Origin of the sequence: Leptospira montravelensis, assembly GCF_004770045.1 — a bacterium.
GTDB lineage: Bacteria > Spirochaetota > Leptospiria > Leptospirales > Leptospiraceae > Leptospira_A > Leptospira_A montravelensis.
Map to the genome: position 1 here is coordinate 548864 of NZ_RQFO01000016.1, position 18900 is coordinate 567763.

Genomic DNA, 18900 nt, shown 5'->3' on the forward strand with positions numbered 1-18900 from the left:
ATTAAGGCAATACATATGTCACAAAAAAAAGCACTAATCGTAGACGATAGCACAGTAACTCGATTAATGATCAGGAAAATTATTTTGGATAAATATCCAGAATGGGATATTTTGGAAGCAAGTTCAGCCGATGATGCCAAAACACTTTTATCGGACCATCAAGACATCGATTTTTTCACATTGGATCAAAATATGCCTGGAAACTTATCTGGACTCGATTTGGCTGAAGACCTTAAAAAGAATTACAAAAATACAAAAGTGGTTTTGATTACTGCAAACATTCAAGATGCGATAAAAAATCGAGCCAAAACAATTGGCATTGATTTTGTTGAAAAACCAGTTACCGCCGAGAAAATAATTCCCCACTTGGATTAAAATATGAATTTTCTAACTGAAATAGAACGAGATTCGTTATGTGAGCTATTCAATATTAGTTTGGGTGGTGCAGCAAAATTAATGAGTGAAATGATCTCCGATGAAATCTTACTCACAGTACCCAGTTTAAATTTAATCACAACAGAAGAAGCAAAAAATATAGAATATCTAGCAAACCAAGATGTCTGTACCATTGAACAAAAGTTTGTTGGTGGAATAGGAGATGGTTCTGCTTTTCTTTTATTCCATAAAAGTGCAAGTTTAGAAATCGTCAAAATGATGATGAAGGATTATGTAGCTCTAAATGAAGTTTCACAATTTGAAAAAGATGCGTTAAGCGAAATCGGTAACATTATTTTAAATGCAATTTTGTCAAATTTAGCAAAAATGTCTGATTACAAAATTGAAACCCATATTCCAGAATTCTTTGCAGGGAAATATGAAGAATTACTACTCAAACGTAAATCCAAAACAGACAATTCCATTTTGTTAGTTTTTATTGATTATAAATTGAGCGGTAAAGATATTAAAGGTTATATATTTTTCGTTCTTAATTTCGATAGTATTAAAAATCTTTCTAGAGTACTGATTGAAAAGTTGAAGTAGTGAATTCCCTTAGTGAAAAGCACTTACTAACGATTATAAAGAAATCTGGAATAGGAATTTTAATTCTAGATAAAAATCTTAATATCGTTTTAACAAATAGTTGGTTTATTAAAAGTTCAGGATTCAAAGAAAAAGACTTAGTAAATTCCTCATTCTTAGATATTTTCCCTGAATTAATAAACACACGAACTTTCAAATCTATCAAACTTTGTTTAGAGTTTTCACAATATTCCATTTTAACTCATACATTAAATCCATTTCCGTTTCCCCTCTATGATAATGAAAAGAATCGAGAAATAGGAAATCGCATTTACCAATATTTACATATCATTCCGATTTCCATCGAAGAAGAAACCGATTCATTTTGTATGATTCAAATCTCTGATGTTTCGCAACAAGTGGTTCGCGAAAAACTTTTGCGAGAAAAAATTAATTTGGCCAACCAAAGGGAAATCGAAGCGCAGAAGGCATCGCAAGCTAAAACCGATTTTTTAGCATCTATGAGTCATGAAATTCGTACTCCATTAAACGCAATTCTCGGAATGACAGACACCTTAAATGAAACAGAGTTAACAGAAGAACAAAAAGAGTATTTAACGGTTCTCCGAAATTCAGGTAAGGCATTATTTAATATAATTAATGATATTCTCGATTTATCTCGAATTGAATCAGGAAAATTGGAAATGGAACATATCCATTTTTCTATTCGGGACTTGATGAAAGACACTGTTTCCATGTTTTATATGAAAGCTCAGACAAAAGGCATTGATATAAAATTCAACGTAGATGAAGAAATATCCGAAAGTATAGCAGGTGATTCAACCAGAGTACAACAAGTTCTTATCAATTTACTAAGTAATGCGATGAAATTTACGGAAAGAGGAAGTATATTCGTTACCACATCGTTAGCTGAAAACAAAAAGAATTTAATCATCGCAGTTGAGGACACAGGAATAGGTATTCCACCTGAAAAATTAAATTCTATATTTGAAAGTTTTACCCAGGTTGATAGTTCCACTACTAGGAAATACGGTGGGACTGGTCTTGGATTAACGATTACAAAAAAGTTAATCCAGTTAATGGGAGGCGAAATTTCAGTGATTAGCCATGTAGGAATTGGATCTAAATTTTATTTTGAAATTCCTTACGAAGGTTTTATCAAACGAAACTCAGATATACACAAACATTGGCTTAATTTAGAACTTCCAGAACCTGAAAATTTCCCTAATTGTAATATCTTACTCGCAGAAGACTCCGAAGAAAATATATTTATTATCAAAACATTTTTTCGCAAATATCCAATCAATATCAGCATTGCGTATAATGGAAAGGATGCCGTAACTAAATATAAATCACAAAAATTTGATATCATTTTGATGGATATGCAAATGCCAGAAATGGATGGATTAGAAGCGACAAGGGAAATAAGAAAGATCGAAGTAGCTAATCAAATCAGGGCAAGTGACTCAATTCCCATCATAGCGATTTCTGCCAACGTACAGAAAGAGGATATTAGCAAAAGTTTTTTGGCAGGAATTACATCTTATCTTCCTAAACCAGTGAGAAAACATGAGATTCTGAAACTAATGTATTTTTATTTGGCGATGTAGGTATCTTTTTTAGTTATGCGAAAATCATTTTAAACTTTTTTCCAAAGCAATATCTGGATAAGCTTCCAATACATTCGGTTCGGCAAGTATATCATTCGCCTTTTGAATAGACAAATAACCTGGTTCTGTTTGAAAACTTACTAAACGAGGAGACAACTGATGAAGAATTTGGATTTCATATTTGTTTGCGATTTTATCCAAAGAAGTTTGCGATTGGTCAGTCGAAAAAGAAATAATAATAATGCCTGGCAAAACTATATTCGGACCCATTCCGACACCTGTTGAATAAACTTCCGTTACTTTCAAGGGAATGGCTGATTTACCAGATTTCGGAATTAATACTTTTCCAGGTGGGCGTATGTTCCATCCAGATTTAAACCCTTGTTTACCTTGATTCTTCTGCTGATTGTTTGAAATATCTTTTATATCAACATATTCAGCGACAACGTTCGGGTTTAAATAAAAAGTTTTGGTAACACCACCTTCTTTAAAGGTGATGGAACTAGGTGGTTCCTTTGGATCTGCGCTTAAGGAAGTAAAACAAACTATTGTGACAAAAGTCAATAATGTGAAACGAAATGATAAATCCAATCGTAAACTAGGAATCATAAAATTACCTTCCATAAATTCGTAATTGAACTGTATTAACTTGTCCAGTGTCAGTAGCGCTAGCATCATATACCTTGAGTACCCAAGTTCCATTCGGATTTTCTCCCAAATGTCTAGCAACACCAAATCGATAGGTCGAAGAACCTGTCATGGAAGCAATTGATGTGTTACCAGATGAACAAGTAGAATTGTTATACGGATTGACACAGTAATGTGGTTCGGAAAGGACACTTTTCGTTCCACCAGGAGAGGTAATTTCAACTTGAAGTTCTGGGAAATAAGTATGATTTGATGTAAATTCTACATCAACATATTCAATATAACTAATGGAACTACTGACGTTATAATTGACAGTGACACCTGTCACAAGATCGTTATCAGGTATAGAGGAGTTTGGCGATAAAGCTGGGGCATTATAAATTGTAAGTCCTGCGGAAATGGGTGTCCATGTATTTGCTTTTGTTAACAAATTTACTGCATCGATGGCACCGAATCCATACTTATGATTGATATTTAATCCGGCAGAATTAAGAGTCCAGTCAGTATCACTCGCATCATTTTTCCTTGCGCTATAGGCAACTAACTCGCGTACATCGCGCCAAGTCAATTCGGGAAACTTTCCTATCAATAATGCAATTACACCAGCAGCTAACGGTGTTGCAGATGATGTTCCATTGAATTTTTTAGTATAATTACCGAAGGAATAATCTCCTGAACTACCGCCGACATTTAATCCGTTGGCACCTGTCGCATCTGTTGTAGAAATAGCAGTCGTATATGTAGTGACATTATTCCCTTGTGTATGGGCAACCACCCATAAATTTGCACCTGACTCTGAATAGGCTGCCTTTTTTCCATTTTGACCGATACCACCAATGGCCATCACTCCGTAATAATTGGCCTGACCATCATAATTTGCATTATCGAAAAGCAGCGGAGAAGCAATTGTATTTCTAAAAGCACCATTTCCTGCTGCCCATACATAAACAGTTCCCTTTCCTGATTTACCTTTGCCGATTCCTTCGTTTACACCTTGTTGCCAAAGTGAACTTGAAGGCCAAAGCCATCCATAGTTATCGGGAGAACCCCAACTATTATTAGATATAGAAACTCTAGCAGATTCATTGACCATTGCTCGATATTCATCGGAAGTATAGATAGTTGATTTTTCAAGAATGTTGACACCAACTAACTTGGAACAAGGAGCCGCCCCACGAACACCTAAACTATTTCCACCTCTCGCTGCAATCACACCTCCGACTGCAGTACCATGAAAACTATTGGAATAGGAATGAGTTGGATATATAGTTCCGTTCAAAAGATTCAATCCGCGAGCCGTCACCGAAATATTCTGAACTAAGTCTTCATGTTTAATATCCAAACCATCATCTACCACACTGACAATTACTCTGTTCCCAGCAATGTCTTGGTTCCAAGCAGGACTCACATTTGCATCTTCTCCAACAGTACCACCAAATTGACCGGTATTATTTAGATGCCATTCGTCATTATAAAGCGGATCTGTGGAGTTAGGAGAAAACGAACAATTCTCTTCAGAACCATTGGCTAATGCTAAAAATAGAAGATAATATAAAACGAGGTCACTGATTTTTTCATCCTTATTGACGGGTTTACAATTGCCAAAGGTGAGACTTGTAAAAGCAATCAGAGAAATTAAAGTTTTCAGTCGATTCATCTAATGAAAATTCCCGCCCTATTTCTTATAACATTCACACGGTTCGAATCAACCGAATTCCTTTCAAAAATAAATTCTTTTTTAGGCTTTTGCTTCCGCCAATCGTTTTGATCTATCTTCTTGAACCAATGCATCAATTAATTCATCCAAATCACCTTCCATAATGGCAGGTAAATTATGACTCGTAAAACCGATTCTATGGTCTGTGCAGCGCCCTTGAGGAAAATTATAAGTGCGAATCCTCTCTGAACGATCTCCTGAACCAACCTGTGCTTTCTTTAAAGCATCGGCACTTTGTTTGGCAGCATCTGCCATTTGATCAACAATCCTTGCACGTAACACGCGCATTGCTTTATCACGGTTTTTGATTTGAGACCGTTCTTCTTGGGAAGCTACAACAATACCGGTCGGAATATGTGTAATACGAACCGCTGAGTCAGTTGTGTTGACGTGCTGTCCACCGGCACCTGACGAGCGATAGACGTCAATTCGCAAATCACTTTCTCTGATTTCTATTTCTTTTTCTTCAGCTTCAGGAAGAATTGCTACAGTGACTGCTGATGTATGAATACGTCCACCCGATTCAGTTTCAGGAATTCGCTGAACCCGATGTGTGCCCGATTCAAACTTAAATAAATCATATGCTCTTTCATCATCGAGTGAGAAAACGATTTCTTTGAATCCACCTATTCCTGTAGGACTTGCGTCAATGATCTCTGTTCGTATACCTTGTTTATCTGCATATTTATTATACATGCGAAATAAATCGGCGCAAAACAGCCCCGACTCTTCCCCGCCAGTTCCAGCACGGATTTCGACAAGTATACTTTTTCCAGAATTTGGATCTGGAGGTAATAACATAATTTCGAGTTCTTTCGCTAACTCTTCTAACTTTTTTTCACCTTCTTCAATCTCTGATTTCAACATAAGATGCATGTCTGGATCATTTTCCGATTCTAGAAGTGTTTTTGCATCCTGGCAATCTTTAGTTATTTTTAAATATTCATCGGCTTTTGTATATACTGGCGTTAGGCGAGATCTTTCTTTCGATAGATTCTTCAAAGTATCGGATGCAGTGGCTTTAGCCAGCTCATCCTCGATACGCAGGTATTTTTCTTGAATTTTTTTCAATCTATCTATCATGTCTATGGAAAGGATATAGAATGCCTGTTTTTGATAAACCAAAATCTAACGAGGATTTAAGAAACACGTGAGCGAAACGCCGTCCCAGGTCAAATCTGAAGGCTTTTTAGAAGGCCTGGTCGAACTATTTGCCGGATTAGAAGACTATCGAAGTCCTTATGCGCCCACAATCCAACCTCCCGACAATTTAATCCAGGAATTGGTTCAGAATGCATCTTTCAAATCGGGACTGGTTAGCGCCACCTGTTCCCTACCACCTGGCCCACTAGGAATTCTAAGTATCCTTCCAGAATTACTTTTTATGTACCGCATTCAGGGGCATTTGATTTTGGACATAGCCGCACTCTACGGAAAAGAAGTTCAAGTCACCAAAGAATTATTACTCTATTGTCTTTTTAAACACGGCGGGGCACATGTTTTTCGAAAAATTATAGAAGAATCTTCGCTTAAAATTTTGATTCGCCCAACAACCGTTAAAGTGTTTCAAAACATGTTAGAAAGATTAGGATTAATGATTTCAAAATCCCTAATTCGAAAACAATTTGCTCGTTGGATACCAATTGGTGGTGCGGTAGTCACTGGAACATTTGCTTATTATGATACAAAACGTGTTGGCAAAACAGCAATGGAACTTTTTTCTAAAGAAATCCACGCAGAAGAAATTCGAGAAATGTTGGAGTCTAAGTGAAATTATTTTCTATTTTATCCTCTGTTTGTATTTTATTTTTTTTATCCTGCCAATCGAAACATGAATCGTTAGTATCAGAAATTGAAGATTTAATCTCAAAAGAAAAATATGAAAAGGCACTTGCCCTTTTACAGGATAGGCTTTCAGCCAATCGATCAACATCGGAAATACTCTCCAAAAACAAACCAAATCAACCTCGATTGTTCGCTCTATCCGAAGATAGAACGAAGATTGTTTGGACAGAAAATAAAACCCTTTATTTTAAGGATCTAGTCAATGACAGTCGAAATTCAATTGAACTAAAACTCCGTCCCGATTCAATACAAATCTCAGCTAACGGAAATTATGTGGCCGTACAATATCCATTAAAACAATATGGAGGTTGTGCTTTATTTGGATATTCGACTGCTGATTCCTCTTTGGAACATGAATCGATTGTACATATTCCTTGCAAAACAGGAATGGCGATCACTAATTCTGGGGATTTATTATTATATTTTTTTGAAAACCAACTCTTCGTTGAAAAAACAGGTACAAACTCCAAACCAGAAAAATTCATCGCAGGAGATCTCTTTCCCACGCCCTTCCCAAAATTAAAAACACACTACCACATTACTTCCATAGGAAATGAATTTCTGGTTTGGTCAGGAATAGGCGGTGCTTACAATTTATTCTATTTACATTTGGAATCAAAACGAGTGACTCTACTTTCCAAGGATATTGTACTTCCACGATTTTATTATAATAATGGAATTTCTGGTTATATCGTAGGCGGAAAAATTGGAGACCTCTATTTAAAAGAAGTTGTTTACCACCAAGGGAAAACTCCGTCAATCAATCGAGGTATTCCCATTGTCACTCGCGAAGCATTTTCATGGAGGTTGACAGGGAAAGACGAATTCATTGCAACTAACCAAAACGATCCCAACCAACCGATGAAATGGAAGGTTTCTGGAAAGAAGGAACATTTTCCTTTTTTTATAGAAAGATTGTGGGGAGTCGCTGGTGACAGAATTGTTTATGAAAGCAAAAGAGGAGAACTTGTTTTAGATGACCTAAATTTTTCTCCGGAAGATTGGATGATTTATGAGTATTTTAAAAAAGTAAGGAAGCTGAGTGACGGTTAGGCTGCTTGTTCTTTTTCTTTTTTAGCAGAAAAAATATCGCAAGCTTTATAAGAGTCAGTAATACAATGAGAAGTAAGCCTTTCCAAATCCTCAGTTTGTAAACGATCCTTGGCACTAGGACAAATAGAGAGTCCTTTAGAATACAAAGGGCATTTTACATAAAACTCATTTTTAGGAAGGGACTTCTGTGCCATGACTCTGAAAATTTTTTGTGGAAAGGTATGCCTTGTCAAATCGATTTTATTTCTAAACTTAAAATTAACGATTCAAAAAACCACAGTTTCTCCAGAAAATTAAAAGTACAAGTTTAAGATCGTAGGACTTTCTACCGATCTCACTTGATCTTCATTAGTAAAATCTCTCAGGTTAAAAGTTCTTCCCTTCCATTGTTGACCATATAAATGCCCGGCTAAGAACACCTGAACTAAATCTTGTGCCTTTGTCGATTTAATGAATTTAGGTATGCCTTCCGTTTTCCAAACATTAGAATCTTCTAAATCAATAGATTGCCATTTCATATTTGGATAAGATGCCGAAGGTGAAATTAATCCATCGATCGGTTTTCCCACGAGTCGATTGTAAATATTTATATCAAAAACTTCCTGTCCGATTAATATAGCTACTTTCCAACCAGGAACAACCCAAACACGATCTTGAGTAGTTTCTCCAGGAGAAAGTATTTTTAATTCTTCTTCTGTTAATAGAGATTTTTTCACAAGAGGATCCATCAACTTTCCATCTGCTGAAAATGGAATAGCGACATTGAATAGTGGTCCTTTCGAATCAAGAACAAGACTACCCTTTACAATTTTAGGGTTTGGTAATATGATAGTGCCAGCTAAAATAGGAACGTTGTATTGTTTAGCAAGTTCTGAAAAAGTTCGAACGTAAACATCCGCCATCTTTTCAGCTTTTAAATAAAACAAATCAGATAGGGAGAAGGTTTCACCTTTGGTTTTCAAAGCAATCTCCAATGAATCTGCATTTATAAATCTAGATTTTTCCTCTAAAAATATTAGTCCTGTCCCTGTATGTTCAGGCAAGATAACAATTGTTTTTCGATCGAAAATCGCAGATGATTTTGCTTTATTTAAAGTTTCTTCTATACGTTCACGCCACCATTCTTCTTTCACAAAGTCCTCAGGTTGAAGAACTAATTGAATTCCGACTAGGTTTCCATACTTTCGATCGGTTCCGTTTGTTTGAATCGAAACGTCGTTCCAAGACTTAGTTGGTTTTGTAATTTCTTCATCTACTTCAGGTTTGCTAATATTTAAATCAATTTTGAAATCGAAACTAAAATCTGGTTTTGGAATATCAAACTTTGGTAATGTTGTCTGATCATCTTTTAGAATGGACGCAGAAAAAAATCCAAAACCAAACAAAATGATAAAAAGGAGAATCTTGTAAGGGGGAACGTATAAATTATGCATATTTTTTTAAATAGAGTCGGACAGCGTCCAACATGTACTCCGAAAAAAGTTTGGAAGGATCAAAAGTAGTAATATCAACCCAGTCCATAAAGTCGTGTTCATCAGATAACTGAATTTTCCCGTCCAAAAGTTTGGCTGAGTAGGCAATGATCACACAAGGAAAATTCCCTTCATTTACCCTATGTTTATGAATAAAAATTGGTTCAGGATTTACATCAATTTTAATTTGATCTCCCAATTCTTCGGCTACTTCCCTAAAGATACTATCTGACCAGTCAGAAAAAAATTCATCCTCATTCATCCTGCCACCAGGTAAATCGCCATGACCTGACTTACGATCACGCAAAACTAACAATTGATTTCCATTACGAAGAAACAATTTTTGTGTAATTTGAAAAAAACCATGATTACTCACAGTAAATCACCCCAAACATTGATTTGGTGATCTACTGCGTATAAATCTGGCTTAGGAAGACGCTTAGATTTATAATAATGAACCATCCCTAAAGACACACTCGCAAGTTGAGAAATGATTGGATCCATTGACTCAGTTGGTACTCCAAAAAACAAAAAGTTTACTGGACTTCCATCGCTAATTAGATAAACTTCCTTTTCAATTTTTTTTGTATCGATTCTAAATATAATTTTAGAACCTAATTCCATTTGAGTTTGCGGATCCAAAATTCTTTGGAATGAAATTTCCAAATCGTCACCACCTAACTTAGGATTCTCTGTTAAATTCAGTTCATTTGTCCAATTTATGAAGTCGCTGAACTCAGCTGTTTTTGTAGAGCCAGATGCGATAAACAACTGTTTGTGTTTACTTTTCAGTATCCACGATTCCCATGCGTTCGGTAAAATAATGGATTCACCTGTAACACCAATAATTAAGTCTATCTCTGAAAATTCTGATTCCGATACTTTTAAAAAATCCGATTTTGCAAATTTCGATTCAGATTGAATCTTTCGATCTATCTCTATGATATCTAAATTATTTTCATGAAGAAAACCACCAATTAGATATTTTTTTAAAAAAACTCCAATATTTCCCTGCGAACCAAGCAACAAAATTTTTCTTTTCGATAAAGCTTTTCCAATACCATGTAATGTATTGTCCAATGCATTCAAAATGGAACGTGCTACTTCTTTGGATTCTTCCATCGTTTTTTCATTAGAGATTGCGATTGAAAAGGCAGGTAAAAATAATGATTGTTTCTCTTCTTTTACTTTTACCAGTCTATCATAACCATTTCGAGTATGTTCAATCGTTCCCAAAACATAATTTTTTAAAATTTCATTAAATGGTTTTTCTTTAATCGTTTGATCTTTTGTCTCGACCCAAAACTCATCCAAAATAGATCCAAACGATATTCCATCTAATGCGCGTTCGTTTAAAATTGGTGCCACATAACCACCATCTTCAATAAGAATTAATTTTTCATTTTTTGGAATTAAAGAAAGTAATTTGTTTAAAAACAAAAACACTGCCAACTTTCTCATAGCATCAAAAAAACCTAATTTAGCTTCTTCCAACTTATGACGGAAGGTGGAATGGATTTCAAAATCGCTATACAAAGGAGAAACTCCATAGTAAGGTGTATTGTTCCTGGTAAGTTTGAATTCAAGACCTGCCATAAAAAAAGTTTCGGTAGGTATATCCAACAATATATCTAGGTATACAGGTGGAATATTACCACCATACTTTACGAAGGCGACATCAAGCGAATTTACTTTTAATCGCCTCAGAGTTTCAATTAAAGAAATGATTTCAGAAGTAACATGATGAATTAAAAAGACGTTTACTCCTTCAAAACTTAAATTATGCCCATCGGAATTTGCAATTTTTTCTAAAATAGGCATTCGTTTTAGATAAAATGAAGAATCGAGTAGGGTTCTCTTCTGATTAATACTAAAATTTAAAACTCGGTCCAAACGAGAAAGGTCAACATAAACGGATACCTTCCCAATGAGTGCACGAATTGTGTTTCCTTCTTTTATTTTTTTTGAAGCAGAAGAATCTTCCAATAAGAGAAATAGTTTTTTTAAAATGGTTAATGAAACACTTGGATCTGAACTTAGAATCAAATTTCGATATTGTTCTTCCCAATAGAAATTAATATTAGTGAGCTTTCCAAGCGGAGTTTTTTCAATTTGAGCAAACACTTTACTGAAATGACTATTTTCTTCTTCATAAAAAGTTTCACCTTTTTGGGCTGCATTGATCATTCCATTGCTGAGTGACTCACTAATTTTTGAAGCACCAGCAATATAAGTTCGAGCATGTGCATCACTTATAATTTCATGCTTGATATTAGCCAAATTAAGACAGCCATCTTCTTGTGTATCTATTGTTATGCGAAGAAAAAAGTCACCAATTCTGTATAAACTTGCAACCCTTTCCATTAAAATATAGTAACCCGAGGGATGTATAAAATCAGCCTCAAAAGGAAACAATAACGCAACGGAAGAATTTCTATTTGGATCTTCTCCGTAAAATTCCGGGTGAATTTTTTTGGCTATCGATTGTTGTTGAAAAGATCCAAATACGAATCGTAAGTTCTCTTCAAATTGTTCTCGAAACAATACCCAATCTTTGAGAATTCCAGCTCTTGCAAATACCTGAACATGTTGGATATGCATATCCACTAATTCATGATTGATATTTGGATTTATCTTATAAGTAAAAGATAAATCTCCAGGTAAGGAATGTAATTGGTTACCAATCTCTTCACCGATAGTTCGCGAGAGAATAGAAAGTCCAAAAAAAATTCTTAAATTTGTAAGATCGATCTCCCAAAGCCCATCCTCTACTGGAGAAAGTACCGGGCCTAAGGAAGTGTGAATCTGTTTGTTTGTGTTCATAAAATTAATTAAAATCTACTACCACCTTCACACTGGAAGGATCCTTAGCGGTTGTATAAGCCAATTCCAATTGGTCTGAGGAAAACCTATGTGATATTAAGTTTGTTTCGAGTGCATGAGTGGTCTCCGGGTTATCACGAAGAAGTGAAATTGCCATATGGAAATCTCCACATCGAGAAGTATGTATTTCTTTTTGATTTGCAAAAAATTCTCCCACCAAACCTGCATCAGCCGGCCATTCTATTGTTTTTGAAGTATCTACAAGAATGGCACCGCGCGGACGGACTAAAGAATTTTCATGATCTGGATTTGGACGAATCGCTAAACTCAACTCTTCTGGACTGGAAACCACCACTAAATCGAATCTTGGCAATTGGTTGGAAAACAATTCAGAATTCAAAATACTCTCTGCTTCTTTAGAACTTCCCTCGAAGACATGAAATTGTTTTTTTAAATTCTCTTTAATACTTTGTGAAACACCGGCAAATACAAATACGTTTCGATTTTTACGATTTTCTTTTTCCCAATGAAACAAAACATTTGTTTCGGAATAAGGAAGAATGGAAAGCTCATCTACAACCAGTTCCGTTAAATGAGCAATTCCTGCCATCACTTGGCCATTAGTTGTTTTGAGATGAACTTCTCGTTTTGCTATTTGTAACGCAGATTCAAAACCTGAAGCTGTCGAAGTGGTATCATAAACAATATCAAATTGATTTTTGATTTCATTAATGTCAGTTTTGCGAAGGTCAATGATTTCATCCGCACCCATAGCTTTAGATAAAGTCACCAGGTGATCGTGTCTAGTAATTGCTGTTATGCGAAAATTAGATAAATTGGTCTTCCGGTAAGAGGCAAGGGCAGCCAAAATCAAACTCCCTAAACGACGAGGTCCAAGGACAGCCACATGATCTCCCGGTTTTGGTGGAGAAGCAAGAATGGCTTGTAATGCAGCAGCAAAGGGTTCCATAAGAACAGCAGCTTTGGGAGAAACCCCTTCCAACGAAATGGCAGCATGAACTGGGGCTAAAATATAAGGTCCAAACCCACCGGGAAGCCGGTCAATGCCAAGCACTCTTCGTTCTGGGGAATGCGTGGGAATTCCCTCTTTGCAAAAAACATCAGGAGACTTGTCTCCGCGAGCTTCATAAGTATCATTAATTTCGACGACAAACTGTTTTCCTTTGAGTTCGCCAAGACCTTCCGCTAAAACTTCATGTCCAATGATTTGAGGGAGAGGGAAAGGTAAAAACCGTCTGTCTATGTCGGTGGAACAAACGCCACAGGAAATGGTTTTAAGAGGAATGTAACCTGGTCCTAGGTGAAGGTAAGGGTCACCATTGCGTTTAATTTCCCAACCTTCCTTTTCATTGCCTAAATACTCGTATTCAGCGGATTCAAACGAGTCATCGGATTTATAATCCTTCGCTCGAAATTTTAAGTTCATTACCTATTGTTGATAAAAAATAGAAGAATGATAGTCAATGTAAAAAAGGTAAAGTTGAGAAGAAAGCCCTGTCTGATTTCTCTCCTTTCTTTATCCCCGAGTAAGTAACTTGTTACAAAGACAGAAAAAAAACCACCTAGATGAGCCCAGTGCGCTACTTGGTCGCGCGCAAACAAATTGGTTACATCAGAATAAACCATCATCCAACCAAATAGAAAAACAGGAAAAGGTATGGATTTTGTTTTAGTGATGGGAAATCGAAAAGGAGATAAAAATGTAGCGGCGGAAGCCAACCCGGAAATAGCCCCACTTGCCCCAACAATCGGAGTTCTATCACCAAAAATTAGACCTCTCACAATTCCATCACCTAACACAGATAGTATTCCAGCCATAAAATAAAATAATAGCCAACGAGCTTTTCCAACACGATTTTCTACCACACGACCCAGTAGTAGAAGGAAAAACAAATTCGAAAGGAGATGAGCACCTGATCCATGAAAGAAAGTGGATAAAATCCAATTGATTGGTTCTAACTCACCAGGTGTTGCGATAAAATATGGTCCAATCAAATCGGGAAAAAAAATAGATACAATTGGATATAATAGAAAAAGAAATAATGAAAAACCTGCTGTAAGGGGAAATTCCCAAATGAATGATCGCATAACTTATTTAAATGTGGGTGGAATTGCTTCTTCTGGGTTTCTTTCGTAAGCAGGATCAAAACCAGGAATTCCTGCAGCCAATTCGTGAAGATCGGGTTGTTTCCAAATCAGTTCATAATAATCCAAAGAACCATAGGAATCAAAGTGACTATCATATAACAATCGTAAGTATTTTTCACGATCATTAAAGATGATTCTATTGACTTCATGAACCATATCCGCGAAACTCCTAGTTTCTTTATCAAATTCATCGATCGAATCATGTAATAGTCCAAGAAGCACTATATACTTCTCTGCCTGTTTCAGTGATTTTAATGAATAGGCTAATTCTTGGAGTTTCATCAAATATAAATAAGGTCGAATATTTTTTCCTACGATTAATTTCTGTTTTGCAACTGCGATTTCACGATAACCCAACCGTAAATATAACTTAGTTTCTGTTTTTTCTTTTCCTTTCGCTAACCTTGAAAGCCTACCCAATTCAACTTCTAATTCATCAATTTCATCTTCTAAAACGAGGATATAAAGCTGAATGAGTAATCCTTGGGTTCTTCTAAGTTCGGAATAAGAACGACCCAAATCCATTTGCAAATGAAGAATTTCGGATTCGATATGGTGCTGCACGCAACGTTTGAAGTATTTTTTTTGATCCTCGGTACCGCGGTTGCTAATGGTAGAATTTAGAATGCGTAGAAACTCGTAGTTATCCTTAAGTCCGTAGCTAACACGAATTAACTGAGTAGCCTTTGAACTGGACTGATCTGGTGTCATCTCTCCAATTGCCGCAAGAAAGAGCATTAGTATGACCGAAAAACGTTTCATCTATGCAAATAGTTTCGGTCGTACACAGAAAACATTAGCATGATAAAAAAGAAAAGACATATACGTCTCATATTCTAGTATTATGTCGGAGAAGAATCTGTGCAAAAGTTAGGATCACTACCCACTTCCCCCTTGGAAGCCATCGACCTCCTTAAATCTGAAATGGACCAACCCGTCTGGGAATCACGTCTTTTGGATTTGATGAAACTGGCTGCCGATGGTGATAAAAACACCTGGACTATGATTTACCAAATCATTCGGGAAGCCGACTCAGGTCGACTGAGTTGGGGTTACCATAAATCCTTACTATCCGGAATGGTTTACCTACTTTCATATGTGGGTGATTCTAAAAGTTACCGTGTTTTACTGAATTATGTCAAATCACTCGATCGCGCCATTCCCATTGGAGCTATGGAACTCATTTCAGATTTACTCCCTACTTTTGCTGAACTTGATCTAAAGGAACTATTTACCATTGCCTCCAACTCTGATGAATTAAAATCTGCATTTGGTGTTCTTGCATTATGCAAACTCAATTTGGAAAACAGACTTTCCGATGATGAAAAAGAAAAACTAAAAGAGTTTTTAACTACTTACAAAAATTATAAATACTACCTCACTGATACAATCGAACTAACGTTAGAACAATTAAATGAAACTGACGCAAGCGATATGTTGACAGAGTTAGATGGAATCTTTCAATGAAAGCAGCAGTACTTCCACAAGGCTCAAGATCTCTCGAAATCCAAGAATTGGATCTACCTTCCCTTCTCCCTAACCAAGTAAAAATCAAAGTCAAAGCCTGCGGAATTTGTGGTTCAGACATACACCTTGTTCTACATGGAAAAATGAAAGCTAGCTATACTCCTTGTGTTCCCGGACATGAAACATCAGGAGTTGTGGAAGAAGTGGGTGAACAGGTAACCAAATTCAAAAAAGGGGATCGCGTTGTTGTCAGTGCCGGAACTTCTTGCGGAAAATGTAAACACTGTTTGGCGGGAAGAGAAAATCTATGTGAAGAAATTGGAGTTTTAGGTTTTAACCAACGCGGTGGATTTGCAGAATATTTACAAATCGAAGAACGTTACCTACACAATTTACCTGACGAGATTCCTTTTACTGAAGGAGCCATTTTGGCTGATGCCGTCTCCACTCCTTATCATGCCATCAAATACCAAGGGGAAATCAAACCAGGAGACACAGTTGCCATCATTGGCTGTGGAGGCCTGGGAATCCATGCAGTTGCTATTGCCAAAGCTTTGGGTGCTGGCCGTATTTTTGCTGTTGATATCGATAGCGGATCCCTTGAAAACGCAAAAGCCTATGGTGCCGACGAACTTATATTGGTTGAGAAAAACATGCAAGTTGGGAAAGTTTTAAAGGAAAAATCTGGCGGCATAGACTTGTTATGCGACTTTTCAGGATTTATGCCCAATATTGAAAATTCAGTTCGAGCAATGAATCGTGGAGGAAGGATTGTACTTGTAGGAATTGGAAGGAATAAATTGGAAATTCCTATGCCGTTTTTTCTAATTGAAAGACAAATTCGTATCACCGGTTCTTACGGTTCCGACAGAAGAGCAATCCCCGAACTCATCCAACTTTATAAAGATAAAAAATTAAGTCTTACTAAGTCAATTAGTGGAATTCATAAGTTAGAAGATACCAATGAATTTTTACATGCCCTGGAAGAAAAAAAAGGAAATCCCATTCGGTTTATCATCAATCCAGAATTATGAATGATAGACTTTCACAAGAAAGTTAATTGGATTTTGGTTTCTAGTGAAAAACTAAGTCGTGATGGCTTAAATTACTAAATCGTTTTGCTTATAAACTTTTGTTTTAGAGATTTTTATTTATTTAATTTCTACTAATAAAAAACTTAAATCGTCCATTTGGTATTTCCAACCGGAAGAAAACCGAAAGAGAGAATCTTGTACAATCGTTGCTAGTTCCTGAAATTTTTGGTAACGATTGTCCCATAACAACGATTTGAGTCTTTCTTCACCGAAGCTGTCACCCCCCTCATCTAATAAGTCAAAAATCCCATCGGTGTATAATAATATTTTATCACCAGGAAATAGTTTTACCGTATCTTCGGCATAAGGGATTTGAGAGAACAAACCTAATGGTTTTCCTTTTACATTTAAATGTATGACTTCCGATTCCGAATTTCGAATGAGAAAAAAACCTGGGTGGCCCGCATTACTAAATGTAGCCGAATAAGATTCTGTATCAATAAACACATAAGAAGCCGTAATAAAAAGATTTTTTGTTTTACCCACTAAATGTCTGTTCATTAGATGAAACACTCGAGAAGGAAACTGTAAATAGGGACCTGCACCAACAAATGCCATCTTTGACATGGCAGCTACCATCGCCGATGAAATCCCATGTCCCGATACATCTGCCATAAGAATGGCCCAATTTCCCATACTATCTTTTGTATGATCGAAGTAATCTCCGCCCACCGACTCTAAGTTTTGCGAAAATCCAATGATACGAATTTTATCGTCTTCATTATATTTAGAGGATAATAATGATTTTTGGAGTGCATGTGCCAATGCTAAATCTTTATCAATTTGAATTAATCTCTGTAATTCTTTATTTTTTGTCCGTAGCTCCGCATTCATTCTGTTAATTGAATGTAGAAGTTGCCAATAATGTTTGAAAACATAAAAACCAAACAATACTAACATGATAAAAAACCCGAAGTGAATGATTCTTTGTCCGTGTGAAAACAATTCCAGGTCTACTAAAATATCATGAAGTCCAGCAAAAACTATGATGAGTAATCCCAAGGTAATGGTTCGTAGATTTTTATTTCCTTTGATTAATACATAAACGGAAGAAAAAATTGCAATCACTGCTTCTAATACAATTACCCAATTATAATCATCTTCGCTGTTAAGAAATGAAATCCCATTTTCATAATTTTTTATAATCGAAAGAAAAAAAGCTATGATATGAAGGAATGCAAGAATCTTAAATAGATTTCGAAAGAAAGGAGGAAAAATCCCTATCAAAAAAAGCAAAAGTGCAAAGGGAAAAAATGCAAAGTTAATATAAGTTAGAGGAGTTACAATATAGGAATACTGACTGAGAGAAAATCCAACAAAGCCGTTTAATGCTTCTATAAGAGAGGCTGAAAATAGTAAAATGGAAAAATTCAGAAATATGATTTCTCTTTTTCTAAGAAAATAAAATCCAAGAAAAATGGTTGATAAAACAAGCAAAACGGGAGCAAAAAATGTTTCAGAAAAGTTTTCTATAAACAAATCCACTAGTGCCATCGAATGATCTTTGAAAAACACTTTGCGATCCATTCCGATATGACCATGATATCTGGATTGAAATTGAATGATGAGAGAACCAGACGGGTTTTGGTTTAATGGAATGATGTAAGGGAAAAAATGATCCTGAAATTTGGATTCAAAAACCAATTCTTTTCCCTGGAATAGTTTAAATTGTTCTAATGCGATTTCAACATAAAGGACAGGACTTTTCAGTTGTCTTACAAATTGATCACTGAATTTAATATATAAATATTGGCCTTCTAAAGATTCAAATCCCAAACGATTGGGTTCCATTTTTTGCCAATCATTTTCTGGAATCAAATTAGGATCGGTTATTTCTTCTGATGACCAATAGTAATAACGATCTAAAAGATAAATAGACTGTTGGAATTGGCGATCGGGGGTAACTTCCGATTGTAAGTCCAAACATCCCATGAACTGGAACAGAATCCCCACATAAAGAACAAACTGTAAGAAGGTGTGAATCGATTTATATGATTTGACTTCTTTCAAAATTTAATTCC

The 18900-nt window shown here is 35.9% G+C and carries 18 protein-coding genes; 7 read left to right on the top strand and 11 right to left on the bottom strand.

Going from position 1 to position 18900, the window contains the following annotated elements:
* The first annotated feature begins 15 nt into the window (after positions 1-15).
* Genes EHQ31_RS12885 through EHQ31_RS12895 form a run of 3 tightly spaced genes read left to right on the top strand, consistent with a single transcriptional unit; the run spans position 16 to position 2591 of the window.
* Entirely contained in the window at positions 16-375 is a 360-nt protein-coding gene (locus EHQ31_RS12885; protein WP_135573087.1) for a response regulator, read from the top strand.
* Positions 376-378: 3 nt separating this feature from the next.
* On the top strand, positions 379-981 hold the full coding sequence (locus EHQ31_RS12890) for a chemotaxis protein CheX (RefSeq protein WP_135573085.1): 603 nt from the start codon (positions 379-381) through the stop codon (positions 979-981).
* The gene (locus EHQ31_RS12895) at positions 981-2591 is read left to right on the top strand and encodes an ATP-binding protein (RefSeq protein ID WP_135573083.1); all 1611 of its coding nucleotides are present in this window, start codon (positions 981-983) and stop codon (positions 2589-2591) included. Before EHQ31_RS12890 ends, EHQ31_RS12895 begins: the two co-directional genes overlap by 1 nt.
* 24 nt (positions 2592-2615) lie before the next feature.
* Here EHQ31_RS12895 and EHQ31_RS12900 read toward each other — a convergent pair whose 3' ends face one another.
* From EHQ31_RS12900 to prfA, 3 genes are all read right to left on the bottom strand, one after another.
* Positions 2616-3200 (bottom strand): hypothetical protein, encoded by a 585-nt coding sequence (locus EHQ31_RS12900; RefSeq protein ID WP_244247377.1) that lies wholly within the window; start codon positions 3198-3200, stop codon positions 2616-2618.
* Positions 3201-3204: 4 nt separating this feature from the next.
* Positions 3205-4896, bottom strand: a complete 1692-nt coding sequence (locus EHQ31_RS12905; protein ID WP_135573081.1) for a S8 family serine peptidase — start codon at positions 4894-4896, stop codon at positions 3205-3207.
* 81 nt (positions 4897-4977) lie between these two features.
* Positions 4978-6039 (bottom strand): peptide chain release factor 1, encoded by a 1062-nt coding sequence (gene prfA / locus EHQ31_RS12910; protein WP_135573079.1) that lies wholly within the window; start codon positions 6037-6039, stop codon positions 4978-4980.
* Positions 6040-6106: 67 nt separating this feature from the next.
* On the opposite strand from prfA, the gene EHQ31_RS12915 reads away from it, so the two are divergent.
* On the top strand, positions 6107-6727 hold the full coding sequence (locus EHQ31_RS12915) for a hypothetical protein (RefSeq protein WP_135573077.1): 621 nt from the start codon (positions 6107-6109) through the stop codon (positions 6725-6727).
* Complete coding sequence (locus tag EHQ31_RS12920) at positions 6724-7854, top strand: hypothetical protein (RefSeq protein ID WP_135573075.1); 1131 nt, start codon at positions 6724-6726, stop codon at positions 7852-7854. The genes EHQ31_RS12915 and EHQ31_RS12920 overlap by 4 nt, the downstream gene beginning before the upstream one ends.
* On the opposite strand, the gene EHQ31_RS12925 is transcribed toward EHQ31_RS12920, so the two are convergent.
* The 7 genes from EHQ31_RS12925 to EHQ31_RS12955 all read right to left on the bottom strand — a co-directional run bounded on the left by EHQ31_RS12925 (position 7851) and on the right by EHQ31_RS12955 (position 15080).
* Positions 7851-8048: a hypothetical protein gene (locus EHQ31_RS12925; protein WP_135573073.1), complete on the bottom strand. Its 198-nt coding sequence runs from the start codon at positions 8046-8048 to the stop codon at positions 7851-7853. The genes EHQ31_RS12920 and EHQ31_RS12925 overlap by 4 nt on opposite strands.
* A 99-nt stretch (positions 8049-8147) precedes the next feature.
* Positions 8148-9287: a carbon-nitrogen hydrolase family protein gene (locus tag EHQ31_RS12930; protein ID WP_135573071.1), complete on the bottom strand. Its 1140-nt coding sequence runs from the start codon at positions 9285-9287 to the stop codon at positions 8148-8150.
* Positions 9280-9702: an NUDIX domain-containing protein gene (locus tag EHQ31_RS12935; RefSeq protein ID WP_135573069.1), complete on the bottom strand. Its 423-nt coding sequence runs from the start codon at positions 9700-9702 to the stop codon at positions 9280-9282. Before EHQ31_RS12935 ends, EHQ31_RS12930 begins: the two co-directional genes overlap by 8 nt.
* Positions 9699-12149: a hypothetical protein gene (locus tag EHQ31_RS12940; protein WP_135573067.1), complete on the bottom strand. Its 2451-nt coding sequence runs from the start codon at positions 12147-12149 to the stop codon at positions 9699-9701. Before EHQ31_RS12940 ends, EHQ31_RS12935 begins: the two co-directional genes overlap by 4 nt.
* Positions 12150-12153: 4 nt before the next feature.
* Positions 12154-13596, bottom strand: a complete 1443-nt coding sequence (locus tag EHQ31_RS12945; RefSeq protein ID WP_135573065.1) for an MDR/zinc-dependent alcohol dehydrogenase-like family protein — start codon at positions 13594-13596, stop codon at positions 12154-12156.
* Positions 13596-14258: a rhomboid family intramembrane serine protease gene (locus EHQ31_RS12950; RefSeq protein WP_135573063.1), complete on the bottom strand. Its 663-nt coding sequence runs from the start codon at positions 14256-14258 to the stop codon at positions 13596-13598. The genes EHQ31_RS12945 and EHQ31_RS12950 overlap by 1 nt, the downstream gene beginning before the upstream one ends.
* 3 nt (positions 14259-14261) lie before the next feature.
* A complete protein-coding gene (locus EHQ31_RS12955) occupies positions 14262-15080 on the bottom strand; it encodes an adhesin OmpL37 family surface protein (protein WP_167481663.1) in 819 nt (272 codons plus the stop codon).
* A gap of 99 nt (positions 15081-15179) precedes the next feature.
* Here EHQ31_RS12955 and EHQ31_RS12960 point away from each other — a divergent pair, with 99 nt between their 5' ends.
* Both EHQ31_RS12960 and EHQ31_RS12965 read left to right on the top strand, forming a co-directional pair.
* Positions 15180-15785 (top strand): hypothetical protein, encoded by a 606-nt coding sequence (locus tag EHQ31_RS12960; protein ID WP_135573061.1) that lies wholly within the window; start codon positions 15180-15182, stop codon positions 15783-15785.
* Positions 15782-16819, top strand: coding sequence for a zinc-binding dehydrogenase (locus tag EHQ31_RS12965; RefSeq protein ID WP_135573059.1), 1038 nt, complete (start codon positions 15782-15784; stop codon positions 16817-16819). Before EHQ31_RS12960 ends, EHQ31_RS12965 begins: the two co-directional genes overlap by 4 nt.
* 117 nt (positions 16820-16936) lie before the next feature.
* Here the strand turns inward: EHQ31_RS12965 and EHQ31_RS12970 are convergent, their stop codons facing one another.
* Positions 16937-18889, bottom strand: a complete 1953-nt coding sequence (locus tag EHQ31_RS12970; RefSeq protein ID WP_135573057.1) for a PP2C family protein-serine/threonine phosphatase — start codon at positions 18887-18889, stop codon at positions 16937-16939.
* Positions 18890-18900 lie beyond the last annotated feature (11 nt).

Excerpts from the sequence above, each read along its gene's own strand:
- EHQ31_RS12885 (WP_135573087.1), top strand. The coding sequence starts at position 16 with ATGTCACAAAAAAAAGCACTAATCGTAGACGATAGCACAGTAACTCGA.
- EHQ31_RS12890 (WP_135573085.1), top strand. The coding sequence starts at position 379 with ATGAATTTTCTAACTGAAATAGAACGAGATTCGTTATGTGAGCTATTC.
- EHQ31_RS12900 (WP_244247377.1), bottom strand. The coding sequence starts at position 3,200 with ATGATTCCTAGTTTACGATTGGATTTATCATTTCGTTTCACATTATTG.
- EHQ31_RS12905 (WP_135573081.1), bottom strand. The coding sequence starts at position 4,896 with ATGAATCGACTGAAAACTTTAATTTCTCTGATTGCTTTTACAAGTCTC.
- prfA (WP_135573079.1), bottom strand. The coding sequence starts at position 6,039 with ATGATAGATAGATTGAAAAAAATTCAAGAAAAATACCTGCGTATCGAG.
- EHQ31_RS12925 (WP_135573073.1), bottom strand. The coding sequence starts at position 8,048 with ATGGCACAGAAGTCCCTTCCTAAAAATGAGTTTTATGTAAAATGCCCT.
- EHQ31_RS12930 (WP_135573071.1), bottom strand. The coding sequence starts at position 9,287 with ATGCATAATTTATACGTTCCCCCTTACAAGATTCTCCTTTTTATCATT.
- EHQ31_RS12940 (WP_135573067.1), bottom strand. The coding sequence starts at position 12,149 with ATGAACACAAACAAACAGATTCACACTTCCTTAGGCCCGGTACTTTCT.
- EHQ31_RS12945 (WP_135573065.1), bottom strand. The coding sequence starts at position 13,596 with ATGAACTTAAAATTTCGAGCGAAGGATTATAAATCCGATGACTCGTTT.
- EHQ31_RS12950 (WP_135573063.1), bottom strand. The coding sequence starts at position 14,258 with ATGCGATCATTCATTTGGGAATTTCCCCTTACAGCAGGTTTTTCATTA.
- EHQ31_RS12955 (WP_167481663.1), bottom strand. The coding sequence starts at position 15,080 with ATGAAACGTTTTTCGGTCATACTAATGCTCTTTCTTGCGGCAATTGGA.
- EHQ31_RS12965 (WP_135573059.1), top strand. The coding sequence starts at position 15,782 with ATGAAAGCAGCAGTACTTCCACAAGGCTCAAGATCTCTCGAAATCCAA.